Source organism: Ruegeria sp. AM1, from assembly GCF_056540745.1.
Genome location: NZ_JBQFXH010000006.1, coordinates 137,678 through 154,092, shown reverse-complemented (window position 1 = coordinate 154,092; position 16,415 = coordinate 137,678). Strand labels below are relative to the sequence as shown.

Sequence of the window (16,415 nt, the reverse complement as noted above, 5' to 3'; positions counted from 1 at the left end):
GCCGCGCGTGGCGCGGCGCCCGGCCCAACCGGAAGAAGGCTTTTTATTGCCCGCTCGACGGGCAGAAGCATTCACCCCTGTTTTTGAATCTCGACCGAATGCGGATACGGGATCGATACGCCTTTCGCGTCGAAGGCTTCTTTGACAGCTTTGGTGGTTTCAAACCTGACATCCCAATAATCGGCAGCAGCACACCACAGACGCGCCGTCAGATCGACAGAGCTGTCACCTAGATTGGTCACGCGCACCCATGGTTCGGGGTCACTGTGGATACGACTGTCCGACTTCGCGACATCCAAAATGATCTTCATTGCCTCATCGGCATTGTCACCGTAGTCAATTCCAAAAACCAGGTCGACACGGCGTGTATCGTGCGCGGAATAGTTGGTGATAATGGACCCCCAAGCCTGTCCGTTGGGTACAATGATCTGTACATTATCCGGCGTCACCAACTCGGTCGTGAATAGGTTCAGATCCTTTACCGTACCCGCTGTACCACCAATATCGACATATTGGCCCAGCTTATAGGGTCGGAAAATTACCAACATCACACCAGCGGCCAGATCGCTGAGCGTGCCCTGCAGCGCCAGACCAATCGCCAGAGACGCAGCACCCAGCACGGCCACGATACTTGTGGCTTCGATCCCGAAGATGCCCAGAACGGCAACCAGCACCATCGCCAGGATTGCCCATTTAACAAGGCTGGCAACAAAATTGCCAAGCGTCGGGTCAATATGGGGCGTCGCATTGATCCGGCGGCGGACCAGACCGGCAATTGCCCCCGCAACGATCCAACCCAGGATCAGAACGATCAGTGCCTTAACAGCGCTCATGATCAGTGGGGCGAAAGCTCCCACCTGTGTTACGACCTCATCCACGCGCAGTTCCTTTCATATTGCAAGCGACCGGCGCAAAATGCGCAAGCCTCGCCAATTCTGCAGCAGCGGCGGCCGAGGGTCTAGGGGCGTGTTGTCAAGGTTTTCCCCGCTGTTAGCTCGCACACATGCTCTGACCGGCACCGCACATTGCAGAAGGTGGCAAGAGTGGCGCATGCTGTCCACATTATGTGAACAGCCCGACAAGGAACGCTTCATGCTGGACATTGCCGCCCACCCGATCACGGCCCGCTGGCCTGCAAAATCGCCGGAGAAGATCCAACTCTACTCCTATCCCACGCCAAATGGCGTCAAAGTCTCGATCATGCTTGAAGAGACCGAGCTGCCTTATGAACCCCATCTGGTCACGCTCGCGGATGCGGATGTTAAAAGCCCAGAATTCCTGTCGCTGAATCCCAACAACAAAATCCCTGCCATTATTGACCCCGATGGCCCTGACGGAGAACCGCTGGGCCTGTTTGAAAGTGGCGCGATCCTGATCTATCTCGCCGAAAAAACGGGCCGTTTTCTGGGCGACAGCAGCGCCGACAAGCACCGGGTGCAGCAATGGCTGATGTTCCAGATGGGCGGCCTTGGCCCGATGTTTGGACAATTGGGCTATTTCCACAAATTTGCCGGCAGCGAAATCGAAGATCCGCGCGCCCGCGAGCGATACATTAACGAGTCAAAGCGGCTGTTGAATGTGTTGAACACCCAGCTCGAGGGTCAGGACTGGATCGCGGGTGCGTATTCGATTGCCGATATGGCCATCGCTCCGTGGCTGCGCGGGCTGGATTTCTATGGCACCAAACAGCTGCTGGAGTGGGACAGCCACAAAAACGTTGTCGCCTATTTCGATCGCTTTCTCGATCGACCTGCGGTTCAAAAGGGTCTGGTGACACCTGCCCGCAGCTGATCAGCGCTGACTGAAACAGGTGAATGCAATCGGCAAAGGGCTTGCATCCACCAACAGCATTTTGCCGGCTTCAGCCCGGCAATGCGCCCGAGAGCACATACTTCAGAATCTCAACAACCTGCCGCGGCTCTTCGGCCACGGCCAGCGCGGCAGCGTCGACCTCTTTCAAAGCGTGTTGATGATCTGGACCGTGCAAGACGATGATCGACTTGCCCAGAGCCGCCGCATAGCCGGCGTCGAAGGCGGCATTCCATTGTTTGTACTTGTCGCCGAACCGAACAACCACGATATCAGCGTCCGAAATCCCCTTGCGCGTGCGGATCGCGTTGACCATCGCGCCCTTGTGATCATGCCAATACTTGTTCGGTTCCGTCCCCAGAATGGCCACGCCGCAATCATCGCTTGCGCCGTGATCGGTCACCGGGCTGTTGAATGACACGTCCAGACCCTGCCCGCCTTCGATGATCTGCTCACGCCAGTCGGTGTGGATTTCCCCGGAGAGATAAACGTTCAGCATCTTTTGCTCCTCCCAAAACAAGGAAAGGGCGCCGTCGCCCCTTCCGTTTGACGTGCCACTGCGACCCCGCGTTAGCCGCGCAAAGTGCCGCCCGTGGCTTTCGCAACCTTCTCGATAATCTTGGCGCTGACGGCCTCAATGTCTTTTTCTTTCAGTGTCGCATCGGTGGGCTGCAGGCGCACGGTAATCGCAAGGGATTTCTTTCCTTCGCCAACGCTGCCGCCGATGAATTCGTCAAAGACACGCACATCTTCGATCAACGCCTTATCCGCACCGGTCGCTGCGTTGACCAGTGTCAGGGCCTCGACATCCTCATCAACCACAAAAGCGAAATCGCGCTCGACCGCCTGCAGATCGCGCAGCGCAAGCGCTGAACGGGTTGCCCCGGTTTTACGTGGCATCGGCACCTGATCCGGCCAGATGGTGAACACCATCGCCGGACCTTTGATATCCATGGCCTGCAGCACGCGCGGGTGCAGCTCGCCAAAGACGCCCAGAACTTTCTTGGGCCCAAGACAGATTTTACCGTGACGGCCCGGATGCCACCAGGCATCGCCACCACGCAGGATCTGAACCTTTGCAGGTGCGCCGATGGCGGCCAGCACGGCCTCAGCGTCAGCCTTGGCGTCGTACAGATCCACCGGGCGCGAAGCGCCATGTACATCCTTGGGACCATTGCGCCCAACCAACAGGCCGGTGATCTGGGTTTGCTGCGCGCCGGGTTCACCACCGTGGAAGACCGGGCCCACCTCAAACAACGCCAGATCGGCATAGCCGCGCGCCTGATTGCGCGTCGCGGCCTGCAACAGCCCCGGCAACAGGTCCGGGCGCATATGGCTCATCTCAGATGAGATTGGGTTTTCCAGCTGCGTCGCCTCATCGCCGCCGCCAAACAGAGCGGCCGAGGCTTGATCGATGAACGTATAGCTCACACATTCGTTGTAACCCAGCGCTGCGCAGGTGCGCCGCGCCATGGATTGGCGGCGCTGTGCCGGTGTCATCACCGGTTTCGGGATGCCATCGGTCACATGCGGCAATGGCCGGCCCTGCAGCTTTGTCAGCGAGGCAATCCGTGCAACCTCTTCCACCAGGTCGGCCTCGCCCATGACATCGGGGCGCCAGCTGGGCACATGCGCCATCTCACCCTCAAGACGGAAACCCAGACGCGTCAGGGTCTGGCGCTGCTCGCTTTCGGGAATGTCCATGCCGACCAGCGACTGTACCCGTTCCGCATCCAGCTTGTAAGCGCGCGCGTGGTTCGGGGCCTTTCCGGCCTCAACCACCTTGGACACCTCACCGCCGCAGATATCCAGGATCATCTGCGTGGCCTGCTCCAGACCCTCCAGCGTGTAGGCCGGGTCGACCCCGCGTTCAAAGCGATAGCGGGCGTCCGAATTGATTTTCAGCGCACGACCCGCCAAGGCGATCTGCACATGATCCCAGAACGCGCTTTCGAGGAACACGTTCACCGTGTCCTCGGTACAGCCCGTTTCCGCGCCACCCATGATGCCAGCAATGGATTCAGGGCCTTTATCGTCGGAAATCACCATCATGCCGGGCTGCAGGGTGTATTCCTTTTCGTCCAGCGCCACCAGCGTTTCACCACCCTTGGCGCGATGAACGCGCAGGTTGCCCTGCACCTTGTCGGCGTCAAAGACGTGCAGCGGGCGGTTCTGATCGAAGGTCATATAGTTGGTGATATCCACCAGCGCCGAGATCGGACGCAGGCCAATCGCCTTCAGCTGATCCTGCAGCCATTGCGGGCTGGGGCCGTTCCTGACGCCCTTGATCAGACGCCCGGTGAAATGCGGGCAACCGTCCAGTGTGTCGTCGTCGATGGTCACCTTGACCAGGCTGTCGAAATCACCCGGCACCGGCGCATAGTCGCGCTGTTTCAGCGTACCCACACCGCGCGCGGCCAGATCGCGGGCAATCCCCGCAACACCCAGCGCATCGGGACGGTTCGGGGTAATGGCGATCTCGATCATCGGATCGACCTTGGACGGGTCGTTTTCGGCCAGCCAATCAACGAAACTGTCTCCGACCTCGCCCGAGGGCAGCTCGATAATGCCGTCATGCTCGTCCGACAGCTCCAGTTCACGCTCGGACGCCATCATGCCAAAGCTTTCAACGCCGCGGATCTTGCCGACGCTGATGGTGATATCCAGACCGGGGATATACATGCCCGGCTTGCAGACCACGACGGTGATGCCTTCGCGCGCATTGGGCGCGCCGCAGATGATCTGCAGATCACCCTCATCGGTTTCAACCGTACACACACGCAGCTTGTCAGCGTCGGGATGTTTCTCGGCATGTTTCACATGGCCCAGCGTAAAGCCCGCCAGACGGTCCGCCGGGTTCACGATCTCTTCGACCTCAAGTCCGAGGTCGGTGAGCGCGTCAGTGATCTCTTCCACCGTCGCATCGGTGTCGAGGTGATCCTTGAGCCAGGAAAGGGTGAATTTCATCGGTCGTCATCCGCCAGTCATCTTGGGTCAGACCGCGTGTAGCGGATATTGCACACAGGGGAAAGAGGCCGCGTGGCCGCGCGCAGCTACTCTTCGGTGACCGTGTTCGATACGCTATCCGAACCGGCAAAGACGGCGAGTATCCGGGCAATCCCCTCGCCGGTATTGACGCCCGAATGCGTGGAACGGAAGGCTTCGACAAAAGCGTCCCCGGTTTTGTAGACCCGCTGACCCGCCGCGCCGTAATCGACGGTGATTTCACCTTCCAGCACATAGGCCGCAAGGGGCGCATCATGGTGATGTGCGCCGGTATCTTGTCCTGGCTGCATGGTGACAATGGCCATGGTGATCTGAGCCTGTCCAGCGGGGTATTCCAGCGGCTCTCCGATCACGGATGTATCAGTCTGCAACAACAGCTCGACCGGCGGATAGGTGTCGCGGGCTAAACCCGGAGTGGCGAACCCCAGCAGGACGTACAGCAGAATTGGTTTCATGGATCGGGTCCTTTTGTTTTCTGGCCGTCAAGGGACCGCGACCAAAATGCGATGTCAACGCTCAAGGATAGCTCGGAGGGCGGCCCAAAAGTTCATCCAACTGCCGCCCGATCCAGCCATGGGGGATGAAATGCCCACCCGGATGTGTGTCCAGTACCACCTGTCCTTTCGCGCAATCGGTCCATTCCACGCGGGTGAGGGTCAGGATCGGCACCACGCTCCAATCGCCACGTGGGGTGGCACCGTTGCAGCGGTATTTCTCGCGCCACAGCGCCACCGGATAGGTCGTGTCGCCGCCCGGACCAAAAGGGAAATCCATCACGGTATCATCCAGACCATGCACATGACGCGCCTGCTTTGGGGCCTGAGCGCAGTCCTCGGTCTGGCGAATACTGCCTGCAACCGCCAGCAGCGCGGCGATATCGTCGCCCGACTGACAGACATAGCGCCACGCCATCGCGCCGCCGAAGGAATAGCCCGAGACGTAAATACGTTCGCGATCAATCGGATAGCGCTTGGCGACATCCTCCAGCACCGCATCGGCAAAGGGCACATCGCGCGTATCGGACGTCCAGAAATCCCAACTTTTGCCGCGCCCGTTCGGGGCCACCAGCAGCACGCCCCGCAGCTTGGTCGCACCTGCGATGCGCTGATGGTTCACCACGACAGTCCCCTGCCGCGCCCAGCCATGGAAATGCAGCAACACCGGCAGAGGTGTCTCACCATCCCAACCTTCGGGCTCCAGCACGTGATACGAGCGGTCGCCGACCTCACAAGCGGTGTCGCCATGGCAACTCGGGGCGGCGGCGGCTTGGGTGGCGGTCAGCAGGAATAGGCAGAGCAGTCGATACATCATGCGCCCGACCCTAACGAGACTTTCCCCGCTGTCACATAACATATCGGTGTAAACCGGACGCGCGTAGGCCGGGCTTCAGCCCGGCACCCGAAACATAGTGGGCTAAAGCCCACCCTACATCCGATTAAAAACCCAAGCCGCGCTGTCGCCAGACCGCGGGATGGCGAACCAAGCTCTGTGGTGGGCACTTTATGTCAGCCAAGTCCGTGTGACTTGCGAACGGAGCGCTGGCGGAGACAAATCGCCAGCCCGTGCCGGCGGTCTGGCGATAGCGCGGCGGCCTATCGGCCTTTGCTCCGCGCCTCATACGCTAGACCAACCATTTACTTCTTTATTCATGACTTCTTTGAGCTTACGCATCTCAAAGAAATAGTTTTGCATGATTGTGCGCGTTTGCCCGTCACTAGAAATCGTCGTAGTTCGATGTTCGTCAGCCATCAATAAATCAACCAAAGCAGCAGTTGCAGAAGCACACCGCTCAGCTACTGGTTTAGGTCCTAATAACTCTAGTTGGGCTTCTCGCGCGTATATGTCAGCGAGACGCTCGTTGTCTTCGCTGTCACTTCCGTGCCGATAGAGTATGAAGTGCTTTTCGCAAACCGCTAAGAAGTTACTGTATGCTTGAAGACGATTAGCATCTTTTGCGGCCTTCCGATCAGTGCGGCGCTGTAAGAAAAAAAGTACAATAGCGCCAGCGAGAGCGATCATGGGTGCCAAATCAGCAATCAAGTCTGGCAGCCAAGAAAAATCACGGCACAAATTTTCGCATGCCGTAATCACATCCAAGTCGCTCAACGCGACAAACCACCATGCAGGTTCGGCATATCCAGCGCCGCGAACCCGTAGTGGCGCAGCCAGCGCAGATCGCTGTCAAAGAACGCCCGCAAATCGGGAATGCCATACTTCAGCATCGCCAGACGGTCGATGCCGATGCCAAAGGCAAAGCCCTGATAGACCTCGGGGTCGATGCCGCCGGCGGCGATCACCTTAGGGTGAACCATGCCGGACCCCAGAATTTCCATCCAGTCGTCGCCCTCGCCGATCTTTAACTGCCCGTTATCCCACGAACAGCGGATATCGACCTCGGCCGACGGCTCGGTGAAGGGGAAGTGCGAGGCACGGAAGCGCAGTTCGACATCGTCGACCTCAAAGAACGCTTTCACGAACTCTTCCAGAACCCATTTCAGGTTCGCCATCGAGATATCGGTGTCGATGGCCAGCCCCTCGACCTGATGGAACATCGGCGTGTGGGTCTGGTCATAGTCAGCGCGATAGACGCCGCCCGGACAGATCACGCGGATCGGCGCGCCCTGTTTTTCCATCGAGCGGATCTGCACCGGAGAGGTATGGGTGCGCAGTACGTGTGGCGGGCGATTGTCGCCCTCAGCCCGGTGCATGTAGAACGTATCCATCTCGGCCCGCGCGGGGTGGTGGCCGGGGATGTTCAGGGCGTCAAAGTTGTACCAGTCATCCTCGATCCGCGGCCCTTCGGCCACCGAAAAGCCCAGTTCGGCGAAGATCGCGGTCAGTTCCTCGGTCGCCTGGCTGACCGGATGGATCGAGCCCTGACGGCGGGCACGGGTCGGCAGCGTGACATCCAGCCATTCGGTGCGCAGACGCTCATCCAGTGCTGCATCGGCAAGGGCGGCTTTCTTGGCAGTCAGTGCCGAGTTGATCTCGTCCTTCAGGGCGTTCAGTGCGGGGCCTGCGACCTGACGCTCTTCGGGGGTCATTTTGCCAAGCTCGCGCATTTTCAGCGCAACCTCGCCTTTTTTACCCACGGCGGCGACACGGATCGCCTCAAGCGCGTTTTCGTCGCCTGCGTCGGCGATCTGCCCCAGATATTTTGCCTTAAGATCGTCCATGACGCCCTCTGAAATTGGTCGACAACCTGCTATCGGCCAACGCTTGCGATTGCAAGCCGGACGGCGCGGATCAATAGCTGTATGCGGGATAAACCCGGCTCAGGTCGCCATTCCAGTCGCCATTGTAGTCATCCAGCAACTCATCCGCCGGAACCTTGCCGGTCTCGACACTGTCTTTCAGCGCGTTGAGGAAATGGGTCTCATCCGGGACCAGGCCACCCGCACCGGGGAAGGCGCGGGATTTCAGACCGGCCTCGGAGATCGCGACCACCTCGCGCGCGAGATCGTGCATGTTGATATCCCCAACCTGCGCCTGCAAACCGTCCTGCGCGGCGGCAACGCGCAGCCCCTCGCGGGTTTCGGCATCCCAGCCTTTGACCAGATCCCAGGCCGCATCCAGCGCGCCTTGGTCGTAGGTCAGACCCACCCAGAAGGCAGGCAGTGCGCACAAGCGCCGCCATGGGCCGCCATCGGCTCCGCGCATTTCCATGAATTTCTTGATCCGCGCTTCGGGGAAGGCGGTGGTCAGGTGGTCGGCCCAGTCCGATAGTGTCGGCGTTTCACCGGGCAGCGCGGGCAGTTTGCCCTGCAGGAAATCACGGAAGGACTGGCCCAGCGCGTCGATGTACTGACCGTCGCGATAGACGAAGTACATTGGCACGTCCAAAGCGTAGTCGACCCAGCGTTCAAACCCGAACCCGTCTTCGAACACAAAGGGCAGCATTCCGGTGCGGGCATCGTCCAGATGCCGCCAGATATAACTGCGCCAGCTTTTCTGGCCGTTGGGCTTGCCTTCAAAGAACGGCGAGTTGGCAAACAGAGCGGTTGCCACCGGCTGCAGCGCCAATGCCACGCGCAGTTTCTGCACCATGTCGGCCTCGGACCCGAAGTCGATATTGACCTGAACGGTGCAAGTGCGGCGCATCATCGAGCGCCCCATGGTGCCGACTTTTTCCATATAGTCGTTCATCAGCACATAGCGCCCTTTGGGCATCAGCGGCATGTCCTCATGGGTCCAGATCGGGGCGGCGCCCAGACCGATGAAACCCACGCCGATCTTGTCCGAGATGTCTTTCACGTCGCGCAGGTGAGCATTCACCTCGTCGCAGGTCTCATGAATGGTTTCCAAAGGCGCGCCTGACAGCTCCAGCTGCCCGCCGGGCTCCAGCGAGACGTTGGCCCCATCTTTCTGCAGGCCGATCAGTTTGCCGCCTTCTTCCAGAGGCTCCCACCCATGCAGATCGCGCAGACCTTGCAGAACCGCCAGGATCGAGCGCTTGCCCTCATAAGGCAGCGGTTTCAGCGTGTCCTTGCAATAGCCGAACTTTTCATGCTCGGTGCCGATGCGCCAATCCTGCTTGGGCTTGCAGCCCGATTCCAGATATTCGGCAAGTTGCTCGTGGCGCTCAATCGGTCCGCCGCCGGACTGGGGGATGGACATGAATCGTGCTCCGATCCTGATGTGTCTGTCTGCCGGTCAGTCCTGAGCGCAAACCACGCCAGTGTCAATGCAGCCGAACGTGGGTAGGACGCATCGGGTTGCGTTCCCAGATCACCACCGGAAGTAACGCGCCACCGTTCAGTTCCGCCAGCATTTGTTCGGTTTTCAGCCCCGGAAGGTTCGAAAACACATCAAACAGCGCCTCTGCCCCTTCGGCATTCACAGGAATGTGAACCGCAGACTGCCCCGGTTGGTCCAGCACCCAATGCGCCGGGTCCGAGGTCGGATCCAGCGCCAGACGCTCAATCTCGCGAGCGGCGACGATGCCGCCATCCAGCGGGCCCAGATAGGTGATCTGGCCCTCGTCGACCGTCACAACCCCGGGGCCACCCGCACCCGTGCGAAAACGCGCCCGCTGAACGCCAATCACCGCCAGAGCCGCCGCAACCACAATCAAAATCCAGCCGATCCAGCCCAGCAACCCACCCGGCCCGCTGATCCAACTGAGCCCGAGGATCAGGACAAACCCCGCCACCAGCACCTCGCGCCAGCGCCACAGAGCCAGTTTGGCTTCGGGTCGGATGAAACTCATGTCATCACCTTTTGTGGGTCTTGTAGCAGTGCGATGCGATACCAGCCTACCTGTTGAAATCCAATCGCTTCATAAGCCCGGGCTGCGGACGGATTGTTGGCAAATAGAATGGCCTGACAAGCGCCTTCTGATTTGGCCTTTTGCATCAAAGCGATAGTCACCTTGCGGCCCAACCCCCGATTCCGGTGAGATCTGGGAACGAACACACCACCGACCTGTATCTGATCGTCTACTGACGCATTGACCGACGCCATCGCTGCGGGCGCGTCCTCTTCCAGCAAGACAATTGTACGTCTTTCCTGCAGCTCGCGAGCAATGCGGTCAGCAGCCATATCCCGCGCTTCTTCTTCGTTGGCTTGACCCGTATCCACCAGATAGTCGGCAAACCAGCTCTCAAGCACTGGACGATCTGTTTCGCACAACGCCCTATAAGAAACTCTCGGGGCGTTGAGCGTTCCGAGATCAAACCTATAAAGCGGTTCATCATGGTGGAGGCGATATCGGGCATTTCCAAACCCAAGCGCCTGTAACGTTACTTCGACCTGAGGCACATCGCCCGTCATACCCAACACCGTCTGGCCAGCAATCATCTGTGCAAAGGCATCGGCAGCCTCTGTCTCACAATCCGGAAGTTGAGCCATCAGATATCCCTTTTGGGTCAATCCAAATACGCCGCGGATATCCCGATTTCCCCAAACAAAGTAACGCGTCGAATGTTCAGATGGGCCCAAACCAACACCATGTGCGCGCAGATTGCTGCGCAGGAACATGGATGTGTCTGCATGTTGCGCAAGAAAGCGCTCCAGACAGGCGGCATCGGATGGGTTTGCCTCGCGGATCATGTCCAATCGCCCAGGGATTGCTGCCACATCGTCATCGCTGCCACCGCAGCCGTGTCGGCACGCAGGATGCGCGGACCCAGACTGACGATATGGGTATAAGGCAAAGTGGCAAGCCGCTCGCGTTCAGGCTCGGAAAATCCGCCCTCGGGGCCGATCAGGATTGCCCAGGGGCGGCCCTTTTCATTCTCGGCAAGATGCAAGGCGGACCCGACTTCGGCCTCGTCACAGAACATCAGTCGGCGATCCTCGGGCCAGCTGTCCAGCGCGCGGTCCAGCCGCTGCAACTCGGCGACCTGGGGCACATATGTTCCGCCACATTGCTCGGCCGCTTCTACGGCGTGCGCTTGCAGACGGTCCTGCCGGATGCGTTCGGAATTGGTGAACTCGGTCTGAACCGGCAGAATACGTGCCGCACCCATTTCGGTTGCTTTCTCAACAATGAAATCCGTGCGCGCCTTTTTGATCGGCGCAAACAGTAGCCACAGGTCGGGGGGCATTTGCAAAGGCTTAGACAGCTCGATGCAAGAGAGCTCGCCGCCCCGCTTGCTGGCCTGCACAACCTCGGCCAGCCATTCCCCATGCTGACTATTGAACAGCGCAACCTGACCGCCAACGGACAGACGCATGACACCGAACAGGTAATGGGCCTGCTCGCGCGTCAATTGAACGGATTGCCCCTGACCCAGCGGGTGCTCTACATACAGTCTGATCTTTGCGCTCATGGGACCTTACATATGCAAGGCAATGCCCCAACACCAGATGGTCAGATCGCCGATGCGGTCGAAGGCAACTGGGTCGACACTTATGCGCCGATGTTTGCTCGCCCCTACCTGCGTCTGTCGCGGGCGGACCGGCCAATCGGGACATGGCTGTTGCTTATCCCGTGCTGGTGGGGGCTGGTACTGGCCATTCTCAGCGATGGCAACGCAAGGCTGAGTGATCTGTGGATCGCGGTCGGGTGCGCGCTTGGGGCGTTCCTGATGCGTGGCGCGGGGTGTACCTGGAACGACATAACCGATCGCGACTTTGACGCACAGGTCGAGCGGACACGATCCCGCCCGATCCCCTCGGGGCAGGTTACCGTCAAACAGGCGGCGATCTGGATGGTTGTGCAATGCCTGCTGTCGCTGGCGATTCTGCTGACCTTCAACCGCGCGGCGATTGCGATGGGGGTTTTGTCGCTGCTGCCGGTGGCTGTTTATCCGTTTGCCAAGCGCTTTACATGGTGGCCACAGGCGTTTCTGGGGCTTGCCTTTAACTGGGGCGCGCTTCTTGCCTGGGCCGCCCACACCGGCAGCATCGGCTGGCCTGCGATACTGCTGTATCTGTCGGGCATTGCCTGGACGCTGTTTTATGACACGATCTATGCACATCAGGATGCCGAAGATGACGAACTGGCCGGGATTAAATCCACCGCCCGTCTGTTCGGCACCAATACCGAAAAATGGCTGAAATACTTTCTGGTCGCCACGGTGTCACTGATGGGTCTGGCGATCATCGATGCCGCCGTTCCAGATGCCTCAATCCTGGCGGTAGTGGTTGCGATTGCGGGACCTTGGGCGATGGGGTGGCATATGGCTTGGCAGCTGCGCGGGCTGGACCTTGAGGACAATGCCAAGCTGTTGCAGTTGTTTCGCTCGAACCGCGACACCGGCCTTATTCCGCTGATCTTCCTGTGCGTAGCGCTGCTGCTCTGATTGCACCTTGGCGCGGGGGTCTGTTAAGAGTGCCATCGACCGGTTGAGGAGTTTCGAAGCCACCTATGCGCCTGCCCTATTTTTCCGTCGTCTCCGCGATATTTGTCGTATCGGCTGGACTATGCCTGCTGGGGGCAGGTTTTGCTGTGACGAAGATCGAAGAAAGCTCGGAATTTGCCGTGCGCCGGGCCTTGAATCTTGAAGGACATGACTGGGCCGAAGTGGAATCCGATGGGCTGCGCGTTGTTCTGACAGGAACTGCGCCGGACGAGGCGACCCGGTTTGGCGCGCTGACTGCGGCCGGAACAGAGGTCGATACCTCTAGGGTCATTGATGAGATGCAGGTGACACCAACCGCTGATCTGACCCCGCCGCGATTTTCGACTGAGATTCTGCGCAATGACACCGGCATCTCGGTCATCGGCCTGATCCCAACCAGCCAAGACCGGGAAGCCCTGGTCGCGCGTTTGCAGCGTCTTGATCAAACAGCTGCGGTTTCTGACCTGATGGAAACTGCTGATTATCCTACGCCGCCGAGTTGGGATGACGCGCTGACCTATGCGATTGAGTCCTTGTCGCGGCTGCCGCGCGCCAAGATCTCGGCCAGCCCCGGATTGGTCAAGATCACGGCCATTGCGGACAGCCAGCAGGAAAAGGAACGACTGGAACAGGAGTTAACACGCGCAGCGCCGCCCAGCCTGCGCATCGGTCTGTCCATCTCGGCACCGCGGCCAGTGATCACGCCCTTCACGCTGCGCTATTTGATGGATGAACAGGGCGGGCGCTTTGATGCCTGCTCGGCACAGGACGAAGACGCGCGCGACAGCATCGGCGCGGCGGCACAGGCTGCCGGGCTGGCAGGCTCTTATACCTGCACCATCGGGCTGGGCGTACCGTCTCCCAATTGGGACTCGGCAGCGACGCTCAGCATTCAGGCACTGGCCGAGATCGGGCAGGGATCCGTCACCTTATCCGACGCGGATATCACGCTGATTGCGGCACAAGGAACAAACCCGGTGCTGTTCGATCGTGTTGTTGGCGAGCTAGAAAATGCCTTGCCCGAGGTTTTTGCCCTGCACGCGGTCCTACCGGAACCGGAAACCCAAGACCAAAACGGTCCCATCGAGTTTTCAGCGACCCGCAGCCCCGAAGGGCTGGTGCAAATGCGCGGTCGTCTACGGGACGAGGCGACGCGCGACATGGTCGACAGCTATGCCCGCGCAGCCTTTGGGTCCGAGGTAGTCCATACGGCCACCCGGATTGTTGACGATCTTCCGGCAGACTGGTCAGTCCGCGTATTGGCGGGGCTCGAGGCGCTGGCACAGCTGCACAACGGGGCGCTGATCGTCACCGTAGAATCGGTTTCTGTCTCTGGTGTCAGCCATGACAAGGATGCGCGGGCCCGGATCGCGGGGCTGCTGTCCGATAAGCTGGGCGAGGCGCAGGATTTTGACCTGTCGATCACCTATCAGGAGCCTCCCGAACCCGAAGATGCTCTGCCAGACCCCGAGCATTGTGAAGCGCAAATCGCAGATATTCAGGCAGGCAACAAAATCGCCTTTGAGCCCGGCTCCGCCACTGTGGCTGCCGCATCGCGGGATACCGTGACCCAGATCGCCGAGGTTTTGCGCGAATGCGGACCGATCAGGTTGGAGATTCAAGGCCACACCGACAGTCAGGGCCGTGAAGAGATGAACCAACAGCTCAGCCAGGCGCGCGCGCAATCCATTCTGAACGAACTGCGTGGCCGGCGGATTCCGACTTCAAGCTATTCCGCCGTGGGATATGGTGAGACCCAGCCCATCGCGGACAATGGCAGCGAAGAAGGCCGCGAAGAAAACCGCCGCATCGAATTCCGCCTGATCCGCCCCGAGCCGGTGACCAACACGCCCACCGGGCTAGAGGCGATGGAAACATCCGCAGAGCAGACCGAAACAGAGACCGAGACTGAGCATCCCGAAGAAAGCAGCTCGGACACGGATGCAGAGGACCAGTGAGTTGAACAGAACAGAATTCGTCATCGCCACCGCCATCATCCTGTTTGCGGCCTTTTGCATGGGCTGGTTTGCTAACTGGCTGGCCCATCGCCTATCGCGCGTGCGCCAAAGCGACGTGGCCGATCTGGATCGGATGAGCCAGGAATTGCACGAGGCCGAGGAAACCCGCGATCAGGCGATCACCTATCTGCAACAGCGTGAAGCAGAGTTGACCAATCAGCTGACGCAGACCGAGGCGGAACTGGCCGCCGCCATGGACGGGCTCAGAGCGGCCCGACAGGAAGCCGAAGAGATGCGCGGGCGGATCAACAACGCCGACTAAGGCATCACCAGCGCGTCAGCGCGTCTTCGTCTTCGTCCTTTGCAGCAACCCAATCTGATCCGGCAGCGGTTATCTCTTTCTTCCAGAACGGCGCGCGGGATTTGAGGTAATCCATCAGGTATTCCGCAGCCTCAAACGCATCCTTGCGATGGGGCGCTGCGGTTGCAACCATCATGATCCGGTCGCCCGGCGCCAGACGTCCGTGTCGGTGAATGACCAGCACATCCCCCAACGACCAGCGCTGTTTTGCCTCTTCGGCAATCTTTGCAATCGCCCGTTCGGTCATGCCCGGATAGTGTTCGATCTCCATCACATCCAGATCGCCCTCCGCCAGATCGCGCACAACACCGGTGAATGTCACGATGGCACCATTGGCGGTGTCCCGTGCGGCAAAGGCATTGGCCTCTGCACCCAGATCAAACTCTTCCTGCTGGACTGCGATCCGCATGCGTTCAGCCCCCGGTCATCGGCGGGAAGAACGCCACCTCGCGCACGCCCTGTAGTGAGGAGTCAAAATCGGACAATTCCTGATCAAGCGCCACGCGCAGCGCAGAAAGATCGGCAAAGGCGGCAGCATAGCGGTCTTCGCGTGCGCTCAGCTCGGCCACCAGCTCAGACACGGTGGCGGCGCTTGTCTCAAGCCGCTCTTTCGGGATGCCGATCCGTTCGCGCACCCAGGCGAAATACAGAACATCCATCCTTAACTCTCCTTCAGATGAGGCATGGCTTTACGTAAGTAGTCAAAGCCGGTGATCAATGTCAGCAGGGCGGCAACCCCCAGCAGCCACAGGCCGATCTGGCCGGACCAATACATGCCCTGCAGTTTCCACGCCAACCCGTTCACATCCTCGACCTGACCGCTCAGGATTTGTTCGACCAGTACCGGGTCCATGCCATAGGTCGACATAACCAGGTAGTGTTCAAAAATCCCCTGCGAGAACAGAACAGCGATCGCGATCATCTGGGCCGTCGTCTTCCACTTGGCCAGTTTCGTGACCTTGAGCGTGCCTGCCACATCCCCCAGATACTCGCGCAAACCTGACACAAACACTTCGCGGAACAGGATCACGGTGGCGGGTAGGACCAGCCATGGGGTCCAGTGCTCGGTCGAGTAACCAACCAGGATCATCAAAGCGATCACAACCATCGCCTTGTCGGCGATTGGGTCCAGCATTGCACCGATTTTGGTTTCCTGTTTCCAGGCGCGGGCCAGATACCCGTCGAACCAATCGGTAATGGCAGCGGTCAGAAACAGGATCAGCGCAAACCAATCGGCATAGGGACGGGTGAAGTACAGAAACATCACGGCCAGTCCGGGGGCCGCGATCAGACGCAGGACGGTCAGGATATTCGGCAGGTTCCAGTTCATGGGCAGACCCTACATCGCCGGTTCGGCACAGAAAAGACAGGGCAGCGAAAAACTGGTCCGATCACAGATGCTTGAGAGCATTCTGGTCAATGTGACGCAATCCCAACAGGTCATACATTCAGTTTATCCGGCAGTCGGGTTGCTGGACCCGTAGCTGCCATGTG

General features: G+C 59.5%; 19 protein-coding genes. 5 read left to right on the top strand and 14 right to left on the bottom strand.

Annotated elements, in window-relative coordinates:
* Positions 1-71: 71 nt before the first annotated feature.
* Positions 72-833: a mechanosensitive ion channel family protein gene (locus ACR0I7_RS14265; RefSeq protein WP_480512129.1), complete on the bottom strand. Its 762-nt coding sequence runs from the start codon at positions 831-833 to the stop codon at positions 72-74.
* A gap of 259 nt (positions 834-1,092) precedes the next feature.
* On the opposite strand from ACR0I7_RS14265, the gene ACR0I7_RS14260 reads away from it, so the two are divergent.
* Positions 1,093-1,791 carry a glutathione S-transferase family protein gene (locus ACR0I7_RS14260; protein ID WP_480512137.1) on the top strand — a complete coding sequence of 233 codons (699 nt, stop codon included), beginning with the start codon at positions 1,093-1,095 and terminating at the stop codon, positions 1,789-1,791.
* A gap of 70 nt (positions 1,792-1,861) precedes the next feature.
* Here ACR0I7_RS14260 and ACR0I7_RS14255 read toward each other — a convergent pair whose 3' ends face one another.
* The 10 genes from ACR0I7_RS14255 to ACR0I7_RS14210 form a co-directional block, all read right to left on the bottom strand.
* Complete coding sequence (locus ACR0I7_RS14255) at positions 1,862-2,308, bottom strand: YtoQ family protein (RefSeq protein WP_480512127.1); 447 nt, start codon at positions 2,306-2,308, stop codon at positions 1,862-1,864.
* Positions 2,309-2,379: 71 nt separating this feature from the next.
* Complete coding sequence (pheT, locus tag ACR0I7_RS14250; RefSeq protein WP_480512125.1) at positions 2,380-4,776, bottom strand: phenylalanine--tRNA ligase subunit beta; 2,397 nt, start codon at positions 4,774-4,776, stop codon at positions 2,380-2,382.
* A gap of 86 nt (positions 4,777-4,862) precedes the next feature.
* Entirely contained in the window at positions 4,863-5,270 is a 408-nt protein-coding gene (locus ACR0I7_RS14245) for a cupin domain-containing protein (protein WP_480512123.1), read from the bottom strand.
* A gap of 61 nt (positions 5,271-5,331) precedes the next feature.
* Complete coding sequence (locus tag ACR0I7_RS14240; RefSeq protein WP_480512121.1) at positions 5,332-6,126, bottom strand: CE1 family esterase; 795 nt, start codon at positions 6,124-6,126, stop codon at positions 5,332-5,334.
* Positions 6,127-6,429: 303 nt separating this feature from the next.
* Positions 6,430-6,921 carry a hypothetical protein gene (locus ACR0I7_RS14235; RefSeq protein WP_480512119.1) on the bottom strand — a complete coding sequence of 164 codons (492 nt, stop codon included), beginning with the start codon at positions 6,919-6,921 and terminating at the stop codon, positions 6,430-6,432.
* Positions 6,918-7,991, bottom strand: a complete 1,074-nt coding sequence (gene pheS / locus ACR0I7_RS14230) for a phenylalanine--tRNA ligase subunit alpha (protein WP_480512116.1) — start codon at positions 7,989-7,991, stop codon at positions 6,918-6,920. The genes ACR0I7_RS14235 and pheS overlap by 4 nt, the downstream gene beginning before the upstream one ends.
* A gap of 70 nt (positions 7,992-8,061) precedes the next feature.
* Positions 8,062-9,432, bottom strand: a complete 1,371-nt coding sequence (locus tag ACR0I7_RS14225) for a glutamate--cysteine ligase (RefSeq protein ID WP_480512114.1) — start codon at positions 9,430-9,432, stop codon at positions 8,062-8,064.
* 64 nt (positions 9,433-9,496) lie between these two features.
* Positions 9,497-10,024, bottom strand: coding sequence for a hypothetical protein (locus tag ACR0I7_RS14220; protein WP_480512112.1), 528 nt, complete (start codon positions 10,022-10,024; stop codon positions 9,497-9,499).
* Entirely contained in the window at positions 10,021-10,866 is an 846-nt protein-coding gene (locus tag ACR0I7_RS14215; RefSeq protein ID WP_480512110.1) for a GNAT family N-acetyltransferase, read from the bottom strand. The genes ACR0I7_RS14220 and ACR0I7_RS14215 overlap by 4 nt, the downstream gene beginning before the upstream one ends.
* Positions 10,863-11,588 carry a 16S rRNA (uracil(1498)-N(3))-methyltransferase gene (locus tag ACR0I7_RS14210; protein ID WP_480512108.1) on the bottom strand — a complete coding sequence of 242 codons (726 nt, stop codon included), beginning with the start codon at positions 11,586-11,588 and terminating at the stop codon, positions 10,863-10,865. The genes ACR0I7_RS14215 and ACR0I7_RS14210 overlap by 4 nt, the downstream gene beginning before the upstream one ends.
* A 12-nt stretch (positions 11,589-11,600) precedes the next feature.
* Here ACR0I7_RS14210 and ubiA point away from each other — a divergent pair, with 12 nt between their 5' ends.
* The 3 genes from ubiA (at position 11,601) to ACR0I7_RS14195 (ending at position 14,882) form a co-directional block, all read left to right on the top strand.
* The gene (gene ubiA, locus ACR0I7_RS14205; RefSeq protein ID WP_480512106.1) at positions 11,601-12,563 is read left to right on the top strand and encodes a 4-hydroxybenzoate octaprenyltransferase; all 963 of its coding nucleotides are present in this window, start codon (positions 11,601-11,603) and stop codon (positions 12,561-12,563) included.
* A 65-nt stretch (positions 12,564-12,628) separates the two neighbouring features.
* Positions 12,629-14,560, top strand: coding sequence for an OmpA family protein (locus tag ACR0I7_RS14200; protein WP_480512104.1), 1,932 nt, complete (start codon positions 12,629-12,631; stop codon positions 14,558-14,560).
* Between the two features lies 1 nt (position 14,561).
* A complete protein-coding gene (locus ACR0I7_RS14195; protein ID WP_480512103.1) occupies positions 14,562-14,882 on the top strand; it encodes a hypothetical protein in 321 nt (106 codons plus the stop codon).
* A 4-nt stretch (positions 14,883-14,886) separates the two neighbouring features.
* Here the strand turns inward: ACR0I7_RS14195 and ACR0I7_RS14190 are convergent, their stop codons facing one another.
* The 3 genes from ACR0I7_RS14190 to pgsA are packed head-to-tail and all read right to left on the bottom strand — an operon-like array spanning position 14,887 to position 16,251.
* Positions 14,887-15,330, bottom strand: coding sequence for a molybdenum cofactor biosynthesis protein MoaE (locus ACR0I7_RS14190; RefSeq protein ID WP_480512101.1), 444 nt, complete (start codon positions 15,328-15,330; stop codon positions 14,887-14,889).
* A gap of 4 nt (positions 15,331-15,334) precedes the next feature.
* Complete coding sequence (gene moaD / locus ACR0I7_RS14185) at positions 15,335-15,580, bottom strand: molybdopterin converting factor subunit 1 (protein WP_480512099.1); 246 nt, start codon at positions 15,578-15,580, stop codon at positions 15,335-15,337.
* Positions 15,581-15,582: 2 nt separating this feature from the next.
* Positions 15,583-16,251: a CDP-diacylglycerol--glycerol-3-phosphate 3-phosphatidyltransferase gene (gene pgsA / locus ACR0I7_RS14180; protein ID WP_480512097.1), complete on the bottom strand. Its 669-nt coding sequence runs from the start codon at positions 16,249-16,251 to the stop codon at positions 15,583-15,585.
* Here pgsA and ACR0I7_RS14175 point away from each other — a divergent pair.
* Positions 16,250-16,405 (top strand): hypothetical protein, encoded by a 156-nt coding sequence (locus ACR0I7_RS14175; RefSeq protein WP_480512095.1) that lies wholly within the window; start codon positions 16,250-16,252, stop codon positions 16,403-16,405. The two genes, pgsA and ACR0I7_RS14175, sit on opposite strands and share 2 nt — an antisense overlap.
* The last annotated feature ends 10 nt before the right edge of the window (positions 16,406-16,415 follow it).

What these genes read in the sequence shown, in the direction of transcription:
- ACR0I7_RS14240 (WP_480512121.1), bottom strand. Translation starts at nt 6,126, where the DNA reads ATGATGTATCGACTGCTCTGCCTATTCCTGCTGACCGCCACCCAAGCC.
- ACR0I7_RS14200 (WP_480512104.1), top strand. Translation starts at nt 12,629, where the DNA reads ATGCGCCTGCCCTATTTTTCCGTCGTCTCCGCGATATTTGTCGTATCG.
- ACR0I7_RS14175 (WP_480512095.1), top strand. Translation starts at nt 16,250, where the DNA reads ATGGGCAGACCCTACATCGCCGGTTCGGCACAGAAAAGACAGGGCAGC.
- pheS (WP_480512116.1), bottom strand. Translation starts at nt 7,991, where the DNA reads ATGGACGATCTTAAGGCAAAATATCTGGGGCAGATCGCCGACGCAGGC.
- ACR0I7_RS14265 (WP_480512129.1), bottom strand. Translation starts at nt 833, where the DNA reads ATGAGCGCTGTTAAGGCACTGATCGTTCTGATCCTGGGTTGGATCGTT.
- ACR0I7_RS14260 (WP_480512137.1), top strand. Translation starts at nt 1,093, where the DNA reads ATGCTGGACATTGCCGCCCACCCGATCACGGCCCGCTGGCCTGCAAAA.
- pgsA (WP_480512097.1), bottom strand. Translation starts at nt 16,251, where the DNA reads ATGAACTGGAACCTGCCGAATATCCTGACCGTCCTGCGTCTGATCGCG.
- ACR0I7_RS14215 (WP_480512110.1), bottom strand. Translation starts at nt 10,866, where the DNA reads ATGATCCGCGAGGCAAACCCATCCGATGCCGCCTGTCTGGAGCGCTTT.
- ACR0I7_RS14245 (WP_480512123.1), bottom strand. Translation starts at nt 5,270, where the DNA reads ATGAAACCAATTCTGCTGTACGTCCTGCTGGGGTTCGCCACTCCGGGT.
- pheT (WP_480512125.1), bottom strand. Translation starts at nt 4,776, where the DNA reads ATGAAATTCACCCTTTCCTGGCTCAAGGATCACCTCGACACCGATGCG.
- ACR0I7_RS14190 (WP_480512101.1), bottom strand. Translation starts at nt 15,330, where the DNA reads ATGCGGATCGCAGTCCAGCAGGAAGAGTTTGATCTGGGTGCAGAGGCC.
- moaD (WP_480512099.1), bottom strand. Translation starts at nt 15,580, where the DNA reads ATGGATGTTCTGTATTTCGCCTGGGTGCGCGAACGGATCGGCATCCCG.
- ACR0I7_RS14220 (WP_480512112.1), bottom strand. Translation starts at nt 10,024, where the DNA reads ATGAGTTTCATCCGACCCGAAGCCAAACTGGCTCTGTGGCGCTGGCGC.
- ACR0I7_RS14255 (WP_480512127.1), bottom strand. Translation starts at nt 2,308, where the DNA reads ATGCTGAACGTTTATCTCTCCGGGGAAATCCACACCGACTGGCGTGAG.
- ubiA (WP_480512106.1), top strand. Translation starts at nt 11,601, where the DNA reads ATGCAAGGCAATGCCCCAACACCAGATGGTCAGATCGCCGATGCGGTC.
- ACR0I7_RS14210 (WP_480512108.1), bottom strand. Translation starts at nt 11,588, where the DNA reads ATGAGCGCAAAGATCAGACTGTATGTAGAGCACCCGCTGGGTCAGGGG.
- ACR0I7_RS14225 (WP_480512114.1), bottom strand. Translation starts at nt 9,432, where the DNA reads ATGTCCATCCCCCAGTCCGGCGGCGGACCGATTGAGCGCCACGAGCAA.